Here is a 16,376-nt window from a genome sequence, read left to right on the forward strand (position 1 = left end):
AGCGGGTGGTTTTTTGTTTCGCACGCTTCGCGAGCTCAACTGGCTAAAGCCATAATAAAAAAACACTCGCGCCGATCGGCGAAGAGTGTTTTTGAGAAATGAAGCTATTCGTTGACCCCTGTATTTTTGGACAGCAGTCCTTTGAGTTCTTTCATAAACATGTTGATATCTTTAAATTGTCGATACACCGAGGCAAACCGCACATAAGCAACTTCGTCCACCGGGTAGAGCTGCTCCATCACCAATTCCCCGATTTGCCGGCTCTCAACCTCAGCGTTCGCCGAGTGGCGCAGGGACCGTTCGACTTCGGATACGATAGATTCCAGCTGTTCAACGGAAACCGGACGTTTCTCACAAGCTCGAATCAAACCGCGCAGCATTTTCTCTCGGCTGAACTCCTCGCGGCTTCCATCCTTTTTGATCACGATCAACGGCACTTCTTCCACCATTTCAAACGTTGTAAACCGTCGATTGCATTTCTCGCATTCCCGCCGGCGGCGGATCGAACGGTTCTCGTTCGCCGGTCTCGAATCCAGCACTTTGGTGCCTAAATAGTCGCAATAAGGACATTTCAAGCTAGAACACCTCCCCTTAAAATAACGTCATCACGGCTTGTCACACCGGATGGCAATAAATTACTGCAAAATCATGTGATTGAAATTCATAGTCCGGCACATAATACTGTTACCAACCACAAGGAGGTGAACAAATCATGGCCCAAAATAATAACTCTTCGAACAACCTGGTGGTTAGACAAGCATCCGGAGCTTTGGATCAAATGAAATATGAAATCGCTCAGGAGCTTGGCATCTCTTTCCCACAAGACGGATATGCTGGTAACCTGACTTCTTACGAAAACGGTTCGATCGGTGGTTACATCACGAAACGTTTGGTGACTCTGGCTGAACAACAGCTGGCAGGTCAATTCAAATAACCGATCAACTGAAGAGAGCATTGGCTGGCGTAGGCCGGTCAATGCTTTCTTTTGTTATCACCTTAGGCCCCCTTAGAAATCATCATAAATCTTCAGATATTGTTTATAGTAGTGGGTTACCCGCTGGACATAATGTCGGGTCTCGCCAAACGGGATATTTTGCACCGTCTCCAATCGTCCGTCCCATCGCCCGCTCTTCAGCCAATTTTTCACATTGGTTGGTCCGGCATTATACGCAGCGATCATGGCGATGTTGTTGCCGTCGAATTGCTGGGACAGCGATCTCAGATACCAGGTGCCGATCTGGATATTCGTTTCCGTCTCGTTACGGATATCATCCAGCGTCGTTTCGGGCAACTTCGCTTTGGAAATTACCCACTCCGCCGTATCCGGCATGATCTGCATAATCCCGAGCGCGCCTTTCCGGGACTCCACTCCTGATTTGTAGTTCGTCTCCACCTTAATGATCGCCGCAACCATAAACGGATCCAGGCCGTTGTTCTTGGCATGCCGCCGAATTTCTTCTTTATAGTGAATCGGATAAAACAACGAAAGCCATGCCGAATTAAAAAAGATAAGGATGATGAAACCGATAAACAACAGAAGCAAGACTCTTTTTTTGCGAAGCCACCTCATCGTAGTCCCTGATCCCGCCAAAAGTCATCTATCTGTCGCTTCGTTTCCTCAAGTCCACCGCTGTTATCAATCAAAATATCCGCCCTCTCTTTCTTGATTTCGATATCCATTTGGGCGTTGATCCGCTGCTCGGCTGCCTCCTTCGACAGCCCGTCCCTCAACATCAACCGGGTTAACTGTACCTCGCGAGGGACATAAACAACCATAATCCGTTCATAGAGCGGATCAAGCCCCGATTCATAAAGCAGCGGAATATCCGCTACCACCAATCTGTGAGGATCCGCTGCTTCCAGTTCTTCCATGCGCTGCTTCATTTCAGCACGAATCGCCGGGTGCGTTAAGGCCTCCAGCGCCTTGCGCTCCTCCGGGTTCGAGAAGACGATCTCGCCAAGCTTCTTGCGATTTAGCGTCCCATCGGTGTTCAACACGCCCGGGCCAAAACGTTCGCTGACGGCGGCCAATACCGGGTGTCCCGGTTCCATAATCTCTCTGGCGATCACATCCGCATCGATGATGGCAGCTCCGCGCTCGGCCAACAATCGGGAAACCGTACTCTTCCCGGTTGCGATGCCTCCAGTCAGTCCGATGTTCATCCCCTATCCACCTCACAAATCTCTCTCATTTAACGTTGCTTGGTGCGTGCGCGCGTGCTTGTCCGATATGGCGGCTGACAGTTCGGGCAAAAATGAGTGCCCCGCCCTCCTACGACAGTCTTCACCACAGGCCCTCCGCAGTTCAGACAAGGCTCTCCTTGGCGACCATACATCCGCAAGGAATGTTGGAACATCCCCATTTCCCCTTGTCCGTTCACATATGATTTGATGGAGGAACCCCCTGCTTCTACCGCTTCGGTTAACGTCTCAATGATGGCGGTATGGAGCCGCTCCAGCTGTGTCTGGTTCAGCTTGTCCGCCGGATATTCCGGATGGATGCCCGCCCGAAACAATGCTTCATCTACATATATATTCCCCAAACCAACGATGTATTCCTGGTTCAACAACGCCGGCTTAATTTTCGTCGTTCTCCGGGAGATTTTGTCTTGGAAGGCTTGAAGGGTAAACGACTCCTCCAGCGGCTCCAATCCCAGCTTCACCAGCGGCTTGTTCGTAAACTCCTCCCCAGGAGCGAACAGATGCATCGTCCCAAACTGGCGTACATCCTTGTAGCGGAGCTCCGTCCCGTCCGTGAACCGGAAGATGACATGGGTATGCTTCTCCACCTCTTCACCGGTCTGATACACCCCGTAACGCCCTTCCATCCGCAAATGGGAGACGAGCACCAGGCCGTCCATGATGATCCGCAAAAATTTGCCGCGGCGTCCAATTTCTAAGATGGTATGGCCGGCAAGCTCGGTTTCAAACCGACGGATATCATCCGGCCGTTGGATGATGCGCGGCAGAAACACCTGCACGCTTTGGATCGTCTTGCCCACGATCAATTGGGTTAAGGTCCGTCGGACCGTTTCCACCTCCGGCAATTCCGGCATATCCTCTCACCTCAATCTAAGTTGTTGTCGGGGGTGGCGGAGCTTACTTCGCTTCGTACCAATTTAATCCGCTCGATACTTCCGCTTTTAATGGTACGGAGAGCTCTAACGCTTTCCCCATCGTTTCCGGAACCAGCTTGCTCATAAGTTCCAGCTCTTCCGGCGGCACCTCGAACACCAATTCGTCATGCACCTGCAAGAGCATGCGGCTCTTTAATCCGTGCTTATGCAGTTCCTCGTCCATGCGTACCATCGCCAACTTGATGATATCCGCCGCTGTCCCCTGAATTGGCGTATTCATCGCCGTCCGTTCCGCGAAGGAACGCAAATTGAAGTTCGAGGCGTTAATTTCCGGCAGATAACGGCGACGCTCAAGCAGCGTTTTCACATATCCATCACGCTTCGCAGTCTTCACGATCTCATCCATGTAACGTCGAACCCCTTGGAAGGCATTAAAATATTGCTCAATAAAGCGAGCTGCTTCCTTCCGCGTAATGTTCAGGTTCTGGGACAGGCCGTAGTCGCTGATCCCATAGACGATGCCAAAGTTAACCGCCTTCGCCGAACGCCGCATATTGGCGTCCACCTGATCCGGGCCTACGCCAAACACGTCCATAGCCGTCTTCGTGTGGATGTCCATATCGTGCAGGAACGCTTCCTGCAGCCCCGGATCCCCGGAAATATGCGCTAACACCCGAAGCTCGATTTGCGAGTAGTCCGCGGACAGAATAAACCATCCTTCCTCAGACGGTACAAATACCTTACGGATTTTGCGGCCTTCCTCCAACCGAATCGGGATGTTCTGCAGGTTTGGATATTGGCTGCTCAAGCGGCCGGTAGCGGCAATCGTCTGCCGGAAATACGTATGCACCTTGCCGGTCTTCGGTGAAATTTCCTTCAGCAGCCCCTCGACATAGGTTGATTGCAGCTTGGCCAACTGGCGGTATTCCAAAATAAACTGCACGATCTCATGATAAGGCGCCAGCTTCTCCAGCACTTCCGCATCTGTGGAGTAGCCGGTTTTCGTCTTCTTGATGACCGGCAGGCCCAGCTTATCGAACAGAATTTCCCCTAATTGCTTCGTGGAATTGATATTAAACTCCTGGCCGGCGATTTCATAAATGCGCGCAACCAATTTATTGATTTGGGCTTCAAATTCTACACCCAGTTCTTTCAAGGCTTCCTTGTTAACGGCAACCCCTTGCTTCTCCATATCGGCCAAAATCCGAGACAGCGGCATTTCCAGTTCATAAAATAATTTCTCCATCTCGTATTTCGCCAAGTCCTCACGTTGCAAAGGCAGGATCCGCAGCAATGCATCCGCCTTGCGGGCCAGATGACGACTTAACACTTCCTGCTCCGGCACTTTGAACTTCGCGCCTTTGCCATACACCTCGTCGTCTCCAGGTACCTGCGGCAGCTGGTATTTCACAGCCAGCCCGCTGATCGTCTGATCACTCTCCGTCGGATCAAGCAAATAAGCCGCCAGCTGAACGTCGTGCTCAGCTCCAGCAAACGCTACGCCATGCCAGAACAGCACCAAGTCAGCCCGGTGCAGATCATACCCGCGCTTGGGCACCTGCTCGTCCGCCAGCCAAGCACGTACATCTGCCGCCTCCTCCGCTTGCAACACGTCAAAAGGCAAGAAATAATGGCGGCTGGCCGTAGACAGCACCATCCCCATCATTTCGGCCTGATGCGGGTTCTCCCCGTGGGACTCCACGATGATTCCCTCGATGTTTGGCAAATCGGCCGTAAGCGCCTGAAGGTTGTCCAAGTCCACCGTGGTCACTTGGATGTCCACCTGCTCCGCGCGAGCTCCTTCGCCGCTTGCATGCTCGCCGCCGGCAAAGTTCATCCGCTCCAGCAGCGACTTAAACTCCAGCTTGCGCAGCATCGGCACCGCGGTTTCCTCCGGAATGCCGTCAAACTTCATTTCCTCCCAGGAGCGTTCAATCGGAACCTCACGGAAAATGGTGGCCAGCTGCTTGCTCATGCGGGCATCGTCGGCGTGGTTCACCAGATTTTCCTTCATCTTGCCCTTCAATTCGTCGGTATGGGCCAGCACTTCCTCAACGGAACCGTATTGATGCAGCAATTTCAAAGCCGTCTTCTCGCCGATTCCCGGTACTCCCGGAATATTATCGGACGTATCTCCCATCAGCCCCTTCAAATCGATGATTTGCAGCGGCTTCAGTCCATATTTCTCTTCGATTTGCTGCGGGCCGTAAGGCTCAACTTCACTGACACCTTTGCGCGTTAACGCCACTTTCACCCGATCGCTGACGACTTGCAGCATATCCTTATCCCCGGTCACAACCAGCACTTCGTGACCAGCCTCTTCCGCTCGTTTGCTCAAGGTGCCGATAATGTCGTCCGCTTCGTAACCGGACAGTTCAAACCAGGCGATGCCAAAGCTCTCCAGCAGCTCGCGCATCAGCGGAAATTGCTCGGACAGCTCCGGCGGCGTTTTCTCGCGTCCACCCTTATACTCCTGATACCCTTCATGTCGGAACGTCACCTTGCCCGCATCAAAGGCAACCAACATATGGGTAGGGCGTTCCTCCTGGATCAGACGCAACAGCATATTGGTGAAACCGTAAACGGCATTCGTATGCAATCCGTTGGAGTTCGTAAGCGGCGGCATCGCAAAAAATGCCCGGTAAATGATGCTGTTCCCATCTATAAGAATCAATTTTTCCATACGACACCTCGTCCACAGTATTCTACCTTATCCTATGATAACACAGGGGCCATCTCGATAACACCAAAGCCGGTCTTGGAAAAGAAAAACCGGCCGCAGCCTGCGTAATTTCGCAAGCTGCGACCGGTTGGACGCACGTAAAACTCCTCTTGAAAGTTATTGATTCAGGTCCGGACGATGCCCGGTCACCAGGTAAACGGCACTTTCCCCGATATTGGTTGCATGGTCGGCGATTCGCTCGATGTATCGGCCTACCAACGTCAGCAGCATCGCCTGCTGGAGGGATTCCGGGTTATTGATCATATATCCGTACAACTCTTGAATCATCTGGCTGTACAGGTGATCCACTTCGTCATCATCCTTGGCCATCTTATAAGCCAGATCGGTATTCTCATCCAAATACGATTGCAGCGATTCTCGTACCATTAGAACAACCAGCTCGGACATCTTCGGGATATCGATGAGCGGCTTGATTAATTTCTGGCCTTCCAGCCGCAGGGTGACCTTCGCGACATCGATGGCCAAGTCGCCCATCCGCTCCAAATCGCTGGAAATTTTAAACGCTACAATAATCCGCCGCAGGTCCTTGGCCACCGGTTGCTGCGTCACGATCAGGCGCGAGCCGATGTCCATCACTTGCTCCTCCATTTTGTTCAGCTCGACATCGCGTTCAATGATCGTTTTCGCTTTGGCCGAGTCCAGCGCCTGCAGGGCATGGATTGCCTCCGTCAGCGCCGCTTCTACATGCTCGCCCATCTTTCTCAGCAGCTGCCGTAAATCCTCCAGATTCTGATCAAATTCCTTTCTTTGAATCATCTTGCTGCAGCCTCCTTGTTATCCGAAACGACCGGAAATGTAATCTTCAGTGCGTGGATCCTGCGGCGTGGAGAAGAGCTTCTGCGTATCATCCGCTTCCACAATTTCTCCGTTCAGGAAGAAGACCGTCTTCCCCGAGATGCGAGCCGCCTGGTGCATGTTATGAGTGACCATCACAATCGTATAGTTATCTTTTAATTGCTGCACCAGCTCCTCAATTTTGAGGGTAGAGATCGGGTCCAGCGCTGAAGTGGCTTCATCCATAAGCAAAATATCCGGCTGCACGGCGATCGCCCGAGCGATGCAAAGCCGCTGCTGTTGCCCGCCAGACAAACTCAGTGCCGACCGTTTCAGAAAATCCTTCACCTCGTCCCACAGTACAGCCTGGCGAAGGCTGCGTTCCACGATTTCATCCAGCTCCGCTTTATTCTTGATGCCGTGTAACCTTGGACCGTAAGCTACATTGTCATAAATCGATTTCGGAAAAGGATTGGGCTGCTGAAACACCATCCCTACCTGTTTGCGTAAAGCCTCTACCTCGACATCATCACTGTAGATGTCCGTATCGGAAATTCGGACAACCCCTTCAATCCGCGTGCCCGGAATCATATCATTCATCCGGTTCAATGTGCGGAGAAGCGTCGATTTTCCGCAGCCGGAGGGGCCGATGAATGCGGTGATGGCTTTTTCCGGAATATCCAGGGAAACGTCCTTTAACGCATGGAATCGGTCATAGTATAGGTTTAGTTTTTGAATCCGGATGATCGGTTTCATTGCAGCTCTCCTTCACCAAAAATACGTCTATGTCACCGGTCCACGTCTCGAAGAAGCCGTTACAGACCGGGGAATGCCAGCAAACTTGAAGCACGGTACCCGCCAATCGCGAGCCCGTGCTAGTTCTTGATCGATTTAGTTCCTGTACACATATTCTCGATTTATCTTGTGTCAATCAATTGAATTCTATCGCACTTATGTAAAATGACATGGGCTACATTGTAAACGGAGTGTAAAAATTTACGAAAGTGATGTTAAATGCTGCAGTTCCATGAGCACAATTCGCGTTCGCTCGGCCGCCATTTCGGATGAGCGAAACATTTCCTGGCTGCGCTGCTCTGCCACCCGAGCCGACTCCACCAGCGATTGGAACGTCCCGTCCGCGTTCACAACCCGCTCATGACTCTCCGCCATCTCCTCCACAGTTGAAGTGGCGGTGGCAGCCGTTTGCTGAATGAAGTGATTTACAGCCCCCAATGTCTCGCTAATTTCCTCTGAGAAGCGCTTGGTCTGCAAGGCTAGCTTACGAACCTCGGAGGCGACGACTGCAAAACCGCGGCCGTGCTCGCCGGCATGTGCCGCTTCAATGGAGGCGTTCATCGCAAGCATGCCGCTTTGGTCCGCAAGGCGGCGGATATGATCCGCCACTGATGAGATCTGCTGCATCTGCTCCAGCAGCTTGGCCATTTGCTTCTCTTGGAAACGAGCCATCTCAAGCACCCGGGTAAACGACGCCTTGACAGCTTCAAGCTCTTGCCGCCCCTCCAACGATAATGCGTTCATCTGTTCTAATTCCTGCCAGCTTCGTTTTGCCGATTCCGCCACATCTCCCATCGAGTATTCGATCTCTACGATCCGGTCCCGGCTGTCACGCACCGCCGCTTGCCTTGCTTCCTCTGCCTCCCGTTGCAGCTCCCGTGACATCTGCATCAAATCCTGAATCGTCAGAATCCCGTAATATTTGCCTTGATCGGTCAGGATGAGCCCATCATAGAAGGAGGCTCCCTCCCTTCCCAACGCCAAATCCAGCAGTTCACCTGCTGTTGTGTCCACCTCGCAAATCAAAGGCTGCTGCTCGGCAAACTGAAATATTGCGACTTCATAAAAGAGATCAGCAGCAAACCGACCCGCCATATGGCGAAAAAACCGATCCCTCATCAACAGCCCCAGAGGTATGTGATCATCATCACAAACCACGATACACGGAAGATCAGGCTGACGTTGAAACTGCCCCATCACCTGACGACAGGGAACCTCCGGGCCAATAACCGGTACTTTGCGACAGAAAGAACGGGCTTCCACCGTTGTGATCACTTTACTGCCTGCTCCTGCCTGCCCTCCATTCGAGCGTTCCTCATACCTCACCGATGCCGCACGGTGAATCTCGCCTGCTTCGCCGCTTGCTGTCCCGCTCTTTGTCTCTTTATCTGTCGAGCTTTCCAGCACTGCTATGGCCTGTTTAACCAACCTGCTTCACTCCCCCATATGTAAACGCTGCGTTCGATCTAATCATAGAGGGATAATGTTAAGCTTATGTTCCCAGGATGTTAGCCCTATGTAAAAAAGAACGTCCACCATAAAAGTTACATGATGGACGCTTGCTTCTTATTGACAACCAGCTTATAGCCGACACCGCGAATGGAATCGATATGCACAGACTGCGGATCCAGCTCCAGCTTCTTGCGCAGTGAGCTGACGTGCACATCCACCGTCCGCTGTCCTCCAATATAATCAAATCCCCACACGGCGTTCATCAGATCGTCTCGAGTCATGACCACACCGGGCTTGCGGGCCAAGTACAACAGCACCTCAAATTCCTTAGGTCTCAGCGTGATAGGTTCCCCGTTCAGCGTCACCTCGTATTTCTCGGGGTAGATCGCCAAGGGGCCCAGCACGATATGGGAAGTATCCTGCTTGGCTGGCTGCTCGCGTTCTTCCTGGCCGGTGGAACGGCGGAGAACAGCAGCAACGCGAGCCAGCAGCTCCGCAACGCCAAAGGGCTTCGTGATATAATCATCAGCACCGGATTTCAAGCCTTGGACGACCTCTTCCTCCGCATTTTTGGCGGTCAGAATAATCACTGGCGTCTTCACGCCCTCGCTGCGAAGCTTCGTCATGATCTCGAAACCGTTCATGCCCGGCAACATCAAATCAAGCAAGATCAGATCAAAATCCTGCCGAAGTGCGGTTTCGTAACCGGTTTGCCCGTGATCCTCTACGATAACTTCATAGCCTTCGTTCGTCAGGTTGTAAGACAAAAGCCGGGATAACGTCGGTTCATCTTCGATAACCAATAGACGTTGAGTCATAGTACCCTCCATTTGTTAGCGGTACAAGTTCATGTCTGAACCAATATCACTTTAATGACAAGCCCAGCATATCACGGCAATGTTAACGTAGTGTAAAGTTCAACAAAAAACGGTTTACATTTTATTTTATGGTCCCCGGATCGTTCTTAATCATCCAGAGAATGCATCAGAGGCAGTTCCAGAATAAACGTTGTCCCTTCGCCTACCTTGCTCTCCACGCGGATGCTGCCGCGGTGCAGATCGACAAGGTGCTTGACGATGGACAAACCAAGTCCTGTCCCACCGGAGCTGCGAGATCTAGCTTTGTCCACCCGGTAGAACCGTTCAAAAATTCGCGGCAAATCCTTCTTCGGAATGCCAATCCCCGTATCGCTGACGAGAATACGCACCTTCTCCTCGTCCCCGCCTTCGCCTATGATGCTAGCGGATACTCGAACTTTCCCGCCTTCCAGGGAATAGCTGATCGCATTGGACAGCAAATTCATGAAGATTTGCCGCAGCCGGTCTTCGTCCGCTTCGATAAACAAATGCTCGGGCACGTCATGCGACATCGAGATCGACTTCTTCTCCGCAGCCGGGAGAAGCACCTCATACAAGCTGTCAAACAGCTCGCTCAACTGCACTGGCGCGTACTCCAGCGGTACTCGCTTCGATTCGATTTTGGACAGTTCCAGCAGGTCGCCAATCAGCCGGTTCAGCCGGTCGCCTTCGTCATAGATGATCTGCAGAAAAGAACGGGTGGTTTCCTCGTCCTTCACCCCGCCGGCAAGCAGCGTCTCGGCAAAGCCCTTGACCGCGGCAATGGGGGTCTTCAATTCGTGGGACACGTTGGCTACGAATTCGCTGCGCATCCGTTCCAGCTTACGAATTTCGGTAACATCCTGCACCAGGAACAACATGCCGCGATAGTTGCCATTATCCTCAAACATCGGCACCCCGTCGAAATGCAAAATTTTCTCTTCGGGATCATAGACATTACGTTCTTCCTGTACCGCTTCCTTCCGGGCGATGCCTTCCTCCATAAATTTCACGAATTCGTAATTTCGCTTAAGCTCCTGATACGGTTTGCCCAATACCATCTCGCCCTTCGTATGGAGGATGCGTTCTGCTTTCCGGTTAATCAAGGCGACATGCTCAGTGGCATCGACCATAAGAATACCGCCGGTCATATTGGCGAGGACGCTTTGCATCAAATCCTCGTTATCTCGGATCAGCTTAAGCTGCTGCTGAAGGCTGTCCGCCATTCCGTTAATCGCCATGCCCAGCTGACCGATTTCGTCCTTCCGAGCCAATTTCACTCTAGCGTCGTAATCAAAACGGGAAATCCGGTGAGCTACGCGAGTAATTTGCACCAGCGGCCTTGTTAATCCCGAAGCCACTCGATAGCTCACCAGCCCCGCGATGAGGAATAAAACAAGCAACGCGCCAAAAAGCCACATCCAAGCTTGGGCAAGCCCTTCCTCCACCTCAGCCAAACTCATCGAAAGCCGAATATAACCGTCAAATCCGCCGGCGGTCACGCGTTGAGCGACATACAGCATATTTTGGCCAATCGTATCGCTGTACCGAATTGCACTCCCGACGTTCCCGCCTGCTGCAGATTCAATCTCCTGACGATGGGCATGGTTATCCATATGCTCCGGGTCGGATTCCGAATCACCAATAACGTTCCCGTCCAGGGTGATGAACGTGACCCGGGAACCGGTCAGCTCTTCGAATTTCTTCGCTTGACGTTCGTAGTAAGCCTCAGCCTCGGGATTCCCTTGGGCGGGAACGAAATCCACAGTAGCTTCCAGCAAATTAATTTCCCGGGCCATATTTTCTTCTAGCGCACGAATGTGCATATTCTTAAACATCTGGGCCATCGTTAGTCCGGCGGCCAACATGGAAATGCCCAGCAAAATCATCAGGATGAGGGTTAGGCGCGAGCGAAAGGTTTTCATGTTTATTTAAACACCGGATCCTTAAATGCGGCGAGCTTCGCCAACGAATCCTTCTCCACGCCTTCATGCAGGCTGTCCCCGTGCGAATCCATCGTCACGATCGCTGCAAAACCTTCGACCTCCAGATGCCACATCGCTTCCGGAACGCCAAATTCCAAGAAATCAACGCCATTGACCTTCTTGATACATTCCGCATAGTACTGTGCTGCCCCGCCAATCGCGTTCAAATACACGCCGCCATGCTCTTTCAAGGCAGCCAGCGTCTTCGGCCCCATGCCGCCCTTACCGATTACGGCGCGAATGCCAAACTTCTTCATGATATCCCCTTGATACGGTTCTTCGCGAATACTGGTCGTTGGTCCAGCCGCCTTCACGTGCCATCCTTCCTCGTCTTTTAGCATAACTGGTCCACAGTGATAAATGACCGCACCGTTCAAATCCAGCGGAGCGTCATGATCCATTAAGTATTTGTGCAGCGCATCCCGACCAGTGTGCATTTCCCCATTGATGATGACTACATCTCCCACCCGCAGGCTACGGATTTGCTCTTCCGTTACCGGGGTTTGCAGCACTACTTCTCGGCTGGCTGGCGCAGGTGTCCCTTCCGCAGCGGCTTCAGTTGTAACCGACTCAAATTCGTCCTCAACCGGCACCTCGCTGCCACGTTCATAAAGCCATTCCCGAATTGCGCCGGTTGCTGGATCAATCTCCACGCCCTGACGGCGGAACGCCCAGCAGTTATAAGCAACGGAGACAAAGAAGCTTGCCGGAAGCCGATTTATCGCCCCGACTTTGCAGCCCAGCAGGGTAACCTCTCCGCCAAAGCCCATCGTTCCAATCCCCAACTGGTTGGCGGTTTCCATAATATATTTTTCAAGTCGGTCCAAATCCGGATTAGGATTCACGTCATCCAGCGGGCGGAACAATTGCTGTTTAGCGAGCTCGTATCCTGTCGTCCGATCGCCGCCGATGCCCACGCCAAGGAATCCTGCGCTGCATCCTTGCCCCTGCGCTTGGTACACGGCATGCAGGATGCATTTACGAATACCGTCAAGGTCACGTCCGGCTCGGCCCAGTCCCTCTAACTCGGTTGGAAGGCTGTACTGGATATTTTTATTTTCGCACCCGCCGCCTTTTAAAATCAGCCGGATGTCAATCGAATCCTGTTCCCATTGCTCGAAATGAATGACCGGCGTCCCCGGACCCAAATTGTCTCCACTGTTCGCTCCGGTGAGTGAATCCACCGAATTGGAACGCAGCTTACCTTCTTCCGTGGCACGCTTCACCGCAGCGTGAATCGCCTTCTTCATTTCAATTTGATTCGCCCCTACCGGCGTGTGGATCATAAACGTGAGCATCCCGGTATCTTGGCAGATCGGTGAAACTTGCTCCTCTGCCATCCGAATGTTCTGCGCAATGGTTGACATGGCCAACCCGGCCCGTGTCGCCCGGTTTTCTAAGGCACGGCCCCGATTCACTGCACGACGAACGTCGCCCGGCAATTTCGTTGAAGCTTCCACAATCAATTCGTATACGCTTTCTTCAAACTGGTGCATGATCCAAGAATCCCCTCTCCCTGCCATCTTGTTAGTACCTTTGGCGCAAAATATGATTCATCCCATGATGTCTTTAACATATCGCATTCTTTAGATTCATAATAACATAAGAACTCGATTCGGTTGACGATTTCTGTCCAAAATCAGCTCCGAATTCAGTGAGATTTATCACTGAACAATTTCTATAGAGGGCTGATTCTGCGAAAAAAACGGATAGAACCCTCAAGCTGTTCGGTCCTGTGCCGAATTTCCTGAGGGTTCGATTACATGAATTGATCCAATCTCAGAATCTTAGCCTGAAGGCTAGCCGTTGACAATCTCACCGCCGTTGATATGCAGCACCTGGCCGCTCATATACGAAGAATCATCCGAAGCCAAGAAGACGTAAGCCGGAGCCAACTCCTCCGGTTGACCAGGCCGTTGCATTGGCGTTGTTCCACCAAATTCGGATACTTGCTTCGCATCGAAGGTAGACGGGATGAGGGGCGTCCAGATCGGTCCCGGGGCAACAGCATTCACCCGGATGCCTTTGCTTCCAACAACGTTCATCGATAACGCCCGTGTGAAGCTGACAATTGCCCCTTTCGTGGCGGAGTAGTCAATCAGCTGCGGGTTGCCTTTATAAGCCGTTACCGATGCCGTATTAATAATTGAGCTGCCCTTGCGTAAATGCGGCATCGCTGCCTTCGTCAAATAAAACATGGAAAAGATGTTCGTCCGGAATGTCTTCTCCAGTTGTGCCGCCGAAATGGCTGTAATGTCTGGCTGCGGATGCTGCTCAGCCGCATTGTTCACCAGGATGTCCAAGTTTCCGAGCTCCTGTACCGTCTGTTGTACCGCCTTCTCGGCAAATGCTTCGTCGCCGATATCACCGGCGATCAACAGGCATTTGCGTCCTTCTTGTTCGACTTCCTGTCGAGTCACGTTCGCATCCTCGTGTTCATTTAAGTAAACGATGGCCACATCGGCACCCTCTTTAGCGTAAGCTACCGCCACCGCCCGGCCAATACCGCTGTCACCTCCGGTGATCAACGCCACTTTGCCCTTTAGCTTGCCTGCTGCCTTGTAGTTCCCTTCATATTCTGGACGCGGGTGCATCTCGGATTCGATACCTGGCTGATGGTTTTGATGCTGAGGCGGCAAGGTTTGCTTCGCTTGTCCATTACCTGCCATTGCTGCATCCTCCTTTACGGTAATTGGTGAACCTCGGTACGAACGTACCTGTCCACTCACTCACCTCTTAGGATAGCCTGACAGCCCCAGCTTATCCGTCTATGATTTCCAATGGACCCCGAATCGTTCAAACAACCATGCTGCATCGTGCTTCCGCAGGGAAGCAAATTTCTCCTTCCGAGCTAATGCCAGTGGGCTGAGCTGTGCTGCTTCCAACAACTCTTCGCCAAACGCCTGATTCACCTGTTCCCGACAAACCGAAGTCAGTTCATCCCCAAAATGTAAGTTCGCAAGGGTCAGTAGATCCACACCCCACATTTCCCGGCTATTGTCATAGGGGAAATTCTGACGGAAGACTTGCATTAACGTCACATCCGGGACAATCTGGCAGGTTCTCCCCTGCAACCAGAGCCTCAAGGAAAATTCCGCCGTCTCCACATCCTTGCCGAAAAAGCCATCCACTAGCCCCTCCATCTCGCGAAACGTACTACGCCCGACGGCAAAGCATTCCCAAGACAACCACGGGATGTCCAGGTTCTGATCTGCACGCTGGATCGGGTAGCGGCGCAACAAGCCAATCATCCCTCCGACCTCCTTGCTGGCCGGGACAGTGGAACGTTCACTCTTCTCAAAAGCCGGGGATACGGCATCGGCTTGTCCCTGCATAAGCGGCTCCAACAGCCGCTCCATCCATCCGTCATCATAATATAAATGAGAGCCGCTGAAGATCAGATAATCCCCCCTAGCATGCGCTGCACCGAGATTACGCGCCGATGTTCCGGGCTCCCCCTTGATCCGTTGAAACGGCTGATCAAACCGATAGTTCATCAAGAAATCACAGCACCCGTCAATCGAACCTTCATCAACGATGATCACTTCATACGGCAAGGTCGTCTGCGACACTTTCAAAGATTCCATCGTCGTGTACAAATCGATTCCATTATTCTTGACTGCGATAATAATTGATACTGATGTTGATGAGGAAGACATACATGATCTCCTTATATTTAGTAAGAATAAATAATAGGATATAATTTAGTAAATCCTGTAATTCCATAATAACCCAATTCGTACTTGCAGTAAATACAAACAAAACCTGTAGTTTATTATCTTTCCAACAGGTTCTAACTTAAGGTAAATACAGGAGGGGTAATATGGATTACGAGGCATTGGGGAAAAGGCTGCGTCAAGAACGGCATAAAATGCACTTGACCCAGGAAAAACTCGCCGAACGCATTGAAGTTTCGGACGCATACATAGGGCAAATCGAACGGGGAGAACGCAGTTTGTCCCTGGAAACGCTGGTGAAATTGGCGAATCAATTGGGTGTTACCGTTGATTATTTGCTCCACGATTCGATTGAGATTAGTGACGATCATTTCTTGGATCAGATCCAACAGATCGTCATGAACCGTTCTACGAAAGAGAAGCAACTGGCGCTCGATATTTTAAAATTAATGTTCACCCATTTGGACGAGTTGAAAAAGGCGAATCAAAGTCCTTCCTGAACTTAGCGCCAACGCTGTTTAAACAGCGTTCAACAAAAAGACCTGCCGGTAGATCTACCGTCAGGTCTTTTTTTGATCCATTAAATGATGGTGCTGAACACCATAAAGAACGAAATGAGCAACACCGTCACAGAGAGCAGAGCGCTTAATGTACGAAGCTTCCCTTCCTCTGCCGTCACCGTTTGATTCTTGCGAATGCCATCCAGCGCTAAACGCAGCGGCTTGCCCATAATTCCGCTAAATGCACCGATCGCTAAATACAAGATCACGATCACGATCATCCATGCGACGGAATAATCGCCTTGTCCAATCAAATAACCGCCCGTCAACAATTGGATGATCAGCCCGATTTGTGCGTATCGGTTCAAAGAGATCACTGCTGATACCGTACCCTCCTGAGCTGCCAGCGATAATTTGCCGATCCGGCCGAGTACAAACGGCAGAACCAGATAGAAGCCAAGCGCCAATGCGCCGACAATATGTAGGAATAACATAACTTGGTACATGAACGTAACCGTCCTTTCGTGTCAATTACAT

At 51.6% G+C, this 16,376-nt stretch carries 16 protein-coding genes; 2 read left to right on the forward strand and 14 right to left on the reverse strand.

Features of this window, described 5'->3' with window-relative positions; all coding sequences use genetic code 11:
* Positions 1-104 precede the first annotated feature (104 nt).
* Positions 105-575, reverse strand: coding sequence for a transcriptional regulator NrdR (nrdR, locus tag RW092_RS13105; protein ID WP_016312823.1), 471 nt, complete (start codon positions 573-575; stop codon positions 105-107).
* Between the two features lie 137 nt (positions 576-712).
* On the opposite strand from nrdR, the gene RW092_RS13110 reads away from it, so the two are divergent.
* Positions 713-934 (forward strand): alpha/beta-type small acid-soluble spore protein, encoded by a 222-nt coding sequence (locus RW092_RS13110; RefSeq protein ID WP_016312824.1) that lies wholly within the window; start codon positions 713-715, stop codon positions 932-934.
* Positions 935-1,006: 72 nt separating this feature from the next.
* Here RW092_RS13110 and RW092_RS13115 read toward each other — a convergent pair whose 3' ends face one another.
* The 12 genes from RW092_RS13115 to RW092_RS13170 form a co-directional block, all read right to left on the reverse strand.
* The gene (locus RW092_RS13115; RefSeq protein WP_085170747.1) at positions 1,007-1,570 is read right to left on the reverse strand and encodes a lytic transglycosylase domain-containing protein; all 564 of its coding nucleotides are present in this window, start codon (positions 1,568-1,570) and stop codon (positions 1,007-1,009) included.
* Complete coding sequence (gene coaE / locus RW092_RS13120) at positions 1,567-2,163, reverse strand: dephospho-CoA kinase (RefSeq protein WP_085279261.1); 597 nt, start codon at positions 2,161-2,163, stop codon at positions 1,567-1,569. Before coaE ends, RW092_RS13115 begins: the two co-directional genes overlap by 4 nt.
* 29 nt (positions 2,164-2,192) lie before the next feature.
* The gene (gene mutM, locus RW092_RS13125; RefSeq protein WP_316010416.1) at positions 2,193-3,056 is read right to left on the reverse strand and encodes a DNA-formamidopyrimidine glycosylase; all 864 of its coding nucleotides are present in this window, start codon (positions 3,054-3,056) and stop codon (positions 2,193-2,195) included.
* Positions 3,057-3,099: 43 nt separating this feature from the next.
* Positions 3,100-5,760 carry a DNA polymerase I gene (gene polA, locus RW092_RS13130; RefSeq protein WP_085170745.1) on the reverse strand — a complete coding sequence of 887 codons (2,661 nt, stop codon included), beginning with the start codon at positions 5,758-5,760 and terminating at the stop codon, positions 3,100-3,102.
* Between the two features lie 156 nt (positions 5,761-5,916).
* Positions 5,917-6,576 (reverse strand): phosphate signaling complex protein PhoU, encoded by a 660-nt coding sequence (gene phoU / locus RW092_RS13135; protein ID WP_028539524.1) that lies wholly within the window; start codon positions 6,574-6,576, stop codon positions 5,917-5,919.
* An 18-nt stretch (positions 6,577-6,594) separates the two neighbouring features.
* Positions 6,595-7,350: a phosphate ABC transporter ATP-binding protein PstB gene (pstB, locus tag RW092_RS13140; protein ID WP_028539525.1), complete on the reverse strand. Its 756-nt coding sequence runs from the start codon at positions 7,348-7,350 to the stop codon at positions 6,595-6,597.
* 240 nt (positions 7,351-7,590) lie between these two features.
* Positions 7,591-8,817 (reverse strand): methyl-accepting chemotaxis protein, encoded by a 1,227-nt coding sequence (locus RW092_RS13145; protein WP_085170744.1) that lies wholly within the window; start codon positions 8,815-8,817, stop codon positions 7,591-7,593.
* 116 nt (positions 8,818-8,933) lie between these two features.
* Positions 8,934-9,659 carry a response regulator transcription factor gene (locus RW092_RS13150; protein ID WP_016312832.1) on the reverse strand — a complete coding sequence of 242 codons (726 nt, stop codon included), beginning with the start codon at positions 9,657-9,659 and terminating at the stop codon, positions 8,934-8,936.
* A 146-nt stretch (positions 9,660-9,805) separates the two neighbouring features.
* Positions 9,806-11,602, reverse strand: a complete 1,797-nt coding sequence (gene pnpS / locus RW092_RS13155) for a two-component system histidine kinase PnpS (RefSeq protein WP_016312833.1) — start codon at positions 11,600-11,602, stop codon at positions 9,806-9,808.
* Positions 11,603-11,604: 2 nt separating this feature from the next.
* Positions 11,605-13,158 carry a fumarate hydratase gene (locus RW092_RS13160; protein ID WP_028539527.1) on the reverse strand — a complete coding sequence of 518 codons (1,554 nt, stop codon included), beginning with the start codon at positions 13,156-13,158 and terminating at the stop codon, positions 11,605-11,607.
* Positions 13,159-13,461: 303 nt separating this feature from the next.
* Positions 13,462-14,331 (reverse strand): SDR family oxidoreductase, encoded by an 870-nt coding sequence (locus RW092_RS13165; protein WP_016312835.1) that lies wholly within the window; start codon positions 14,329-14,331, stop codon positions 13,462-13,464.
* Positions 14,332-14,430: 99 nt separating this feature from the next.
* Positions 14,431-15,321 carry a glycosyltransferase family 2 protein gene (locus RW092_RS13170; RefSeq protein WP_028539528.1) on the reverse strand — a complete coding sequence of 297 codons (891 nt, stop codon included), beginning with the start codon at positions 15,319-15,321 and terminating at the stop codon, positions 14,431-14,433.
* A 164-nt stretch (positions 15,322-15,485) separates the two neighbouring features.
* Between RW092_RS13170 and RW092_RS13175 the strand changes: the two genes are divergently transcribed.
* Positions 15,486-15,839: a helix-turn-helix domain-containing protein gene (locus RW092_RS13175; protein WP_009226752.1), complete on the forward strand. Its 354-nt coding sequence runs from the start codon at positions 15,486-15,488 to the stop codon at positions 15,837-15,839.
* A gap of 80 nt (positions 15,840-15,919) precedes the next feature.
* Here RW092_RS13175 and RW092_RS13180 read toward each other — a convergent pair whose 3' ends face one another.
* Positions 15,920-16,345, reverse strand: a complete 426-nt coding sequence (locus tag RW092_RS13180; RefSeq protein WP_016312837.1) for a hypothetical protein — start codon at positions 16,343-16,345, stop codon at positions 15,920-15,922.
* Positions 16,346-16,376: the final 31 nt, after the last annotated feature.

Origin of the sequence: Paenibacillus sp. 3LSP (assembly GCF_032465655.1) — a bacterium.
GTDB classification, from domain to species: Bacteria; Bacillota; Bacilli; order Paenibacillales; family Paenibacillaceae; genus Fontibacillus; species Fontibacillus barengoltzii.

Coding starts and splice junctions, on each gene's coding strand:
- RW092_RS13150 (WP_016312832.1), bottom strand. CDS start 9,659: ATGACTCAACGTCTATTGGTTATCGAAGATGAACCGACGTTATCCCGG.
- mutM (WP_316010416.1), bottom strand. CDS start 3,056: ATGCCGGAATTGCCGGAGGTGGAAACGGTCCGACGGACCTTAACCCAA.
- coaE (WP_085279261.1), bottom strand. CDS start 2,163: ATGAACATCGGACTGACTGGAGGCATCGCAACCGGGAAGAGTACGGTT.
- polA (WP_085170745.1), bottom strand. CDS start 5,760: ATGGAAAAATTGATTCTTATAGATGGGAACAGCATCATTTACCGGGCA.
- RW092_RS13160 (WP_028539527.1), bottom strand. CDS start 13,158: ATGCACCAGTTTGAAGAAAGCGTATACGAATTGATTGTGGAAGCTTCA.
- RW092_RS13115 (WP_085170747.1), bottom strand. CDS start 1,570: ATGAGGTGGCTTCGCAAAAAAAGAGTCTTGCTTCTGTTGTTTATCGGT.
- RW092_RS13165 (WP_016312835.1), bottom strand. CDS start 14,331: ATGGCAGGTAATGGACAAGCGAAGCAAACCTTGCCGCCTCAGCATCAA.
- RW092_RS13175 (WP_009226752.1), top strand. CDS start 15,486: ATGGATTACGAGGCATTGGGGAAAAGGCTGCGTCAAGAACGGCATAAA.
- pnpS (WP_016312833.1), bottom strand. CDS start 11,602: ATGAAAACCTTTCGCTCGCGCCTAACCCTCATCCTGATGATTTTGCTG.
- RW092_RS13170 (WP_028539528.1), bottom strand. CDS start 15,321: ATGTCTTCCTCATCAACATCAGTATCAATTATTATCGCAGTCAAGAAT.
- pstB (WP_028539525.1), bottom strand. CDS start 7,350: ATGAAACCGATCATCCGGATTCAAAAACTAAACCTATACTATGACCGA.
- phoU (WP_028539524.1), bottom strand. CDS start 6,576: ATGATTCAAAGAAAGGAATTTGATCAGAATCTGGAGGATTTACGGCAG.
- RW092_RS13110 (WP_016312824.1), top strand. CDS start 713: ATGGCCCAAAATAATAACTCTTCGAACAACCTGGTGGTTAGACAAGCA.
- RW092_RS13180 (WP_016312837.1), bottom strand. CDS start 16,345: ATGTACCAAGTTATGTTATTCCTACATATTGTCGGCGCATTGGCGCTT.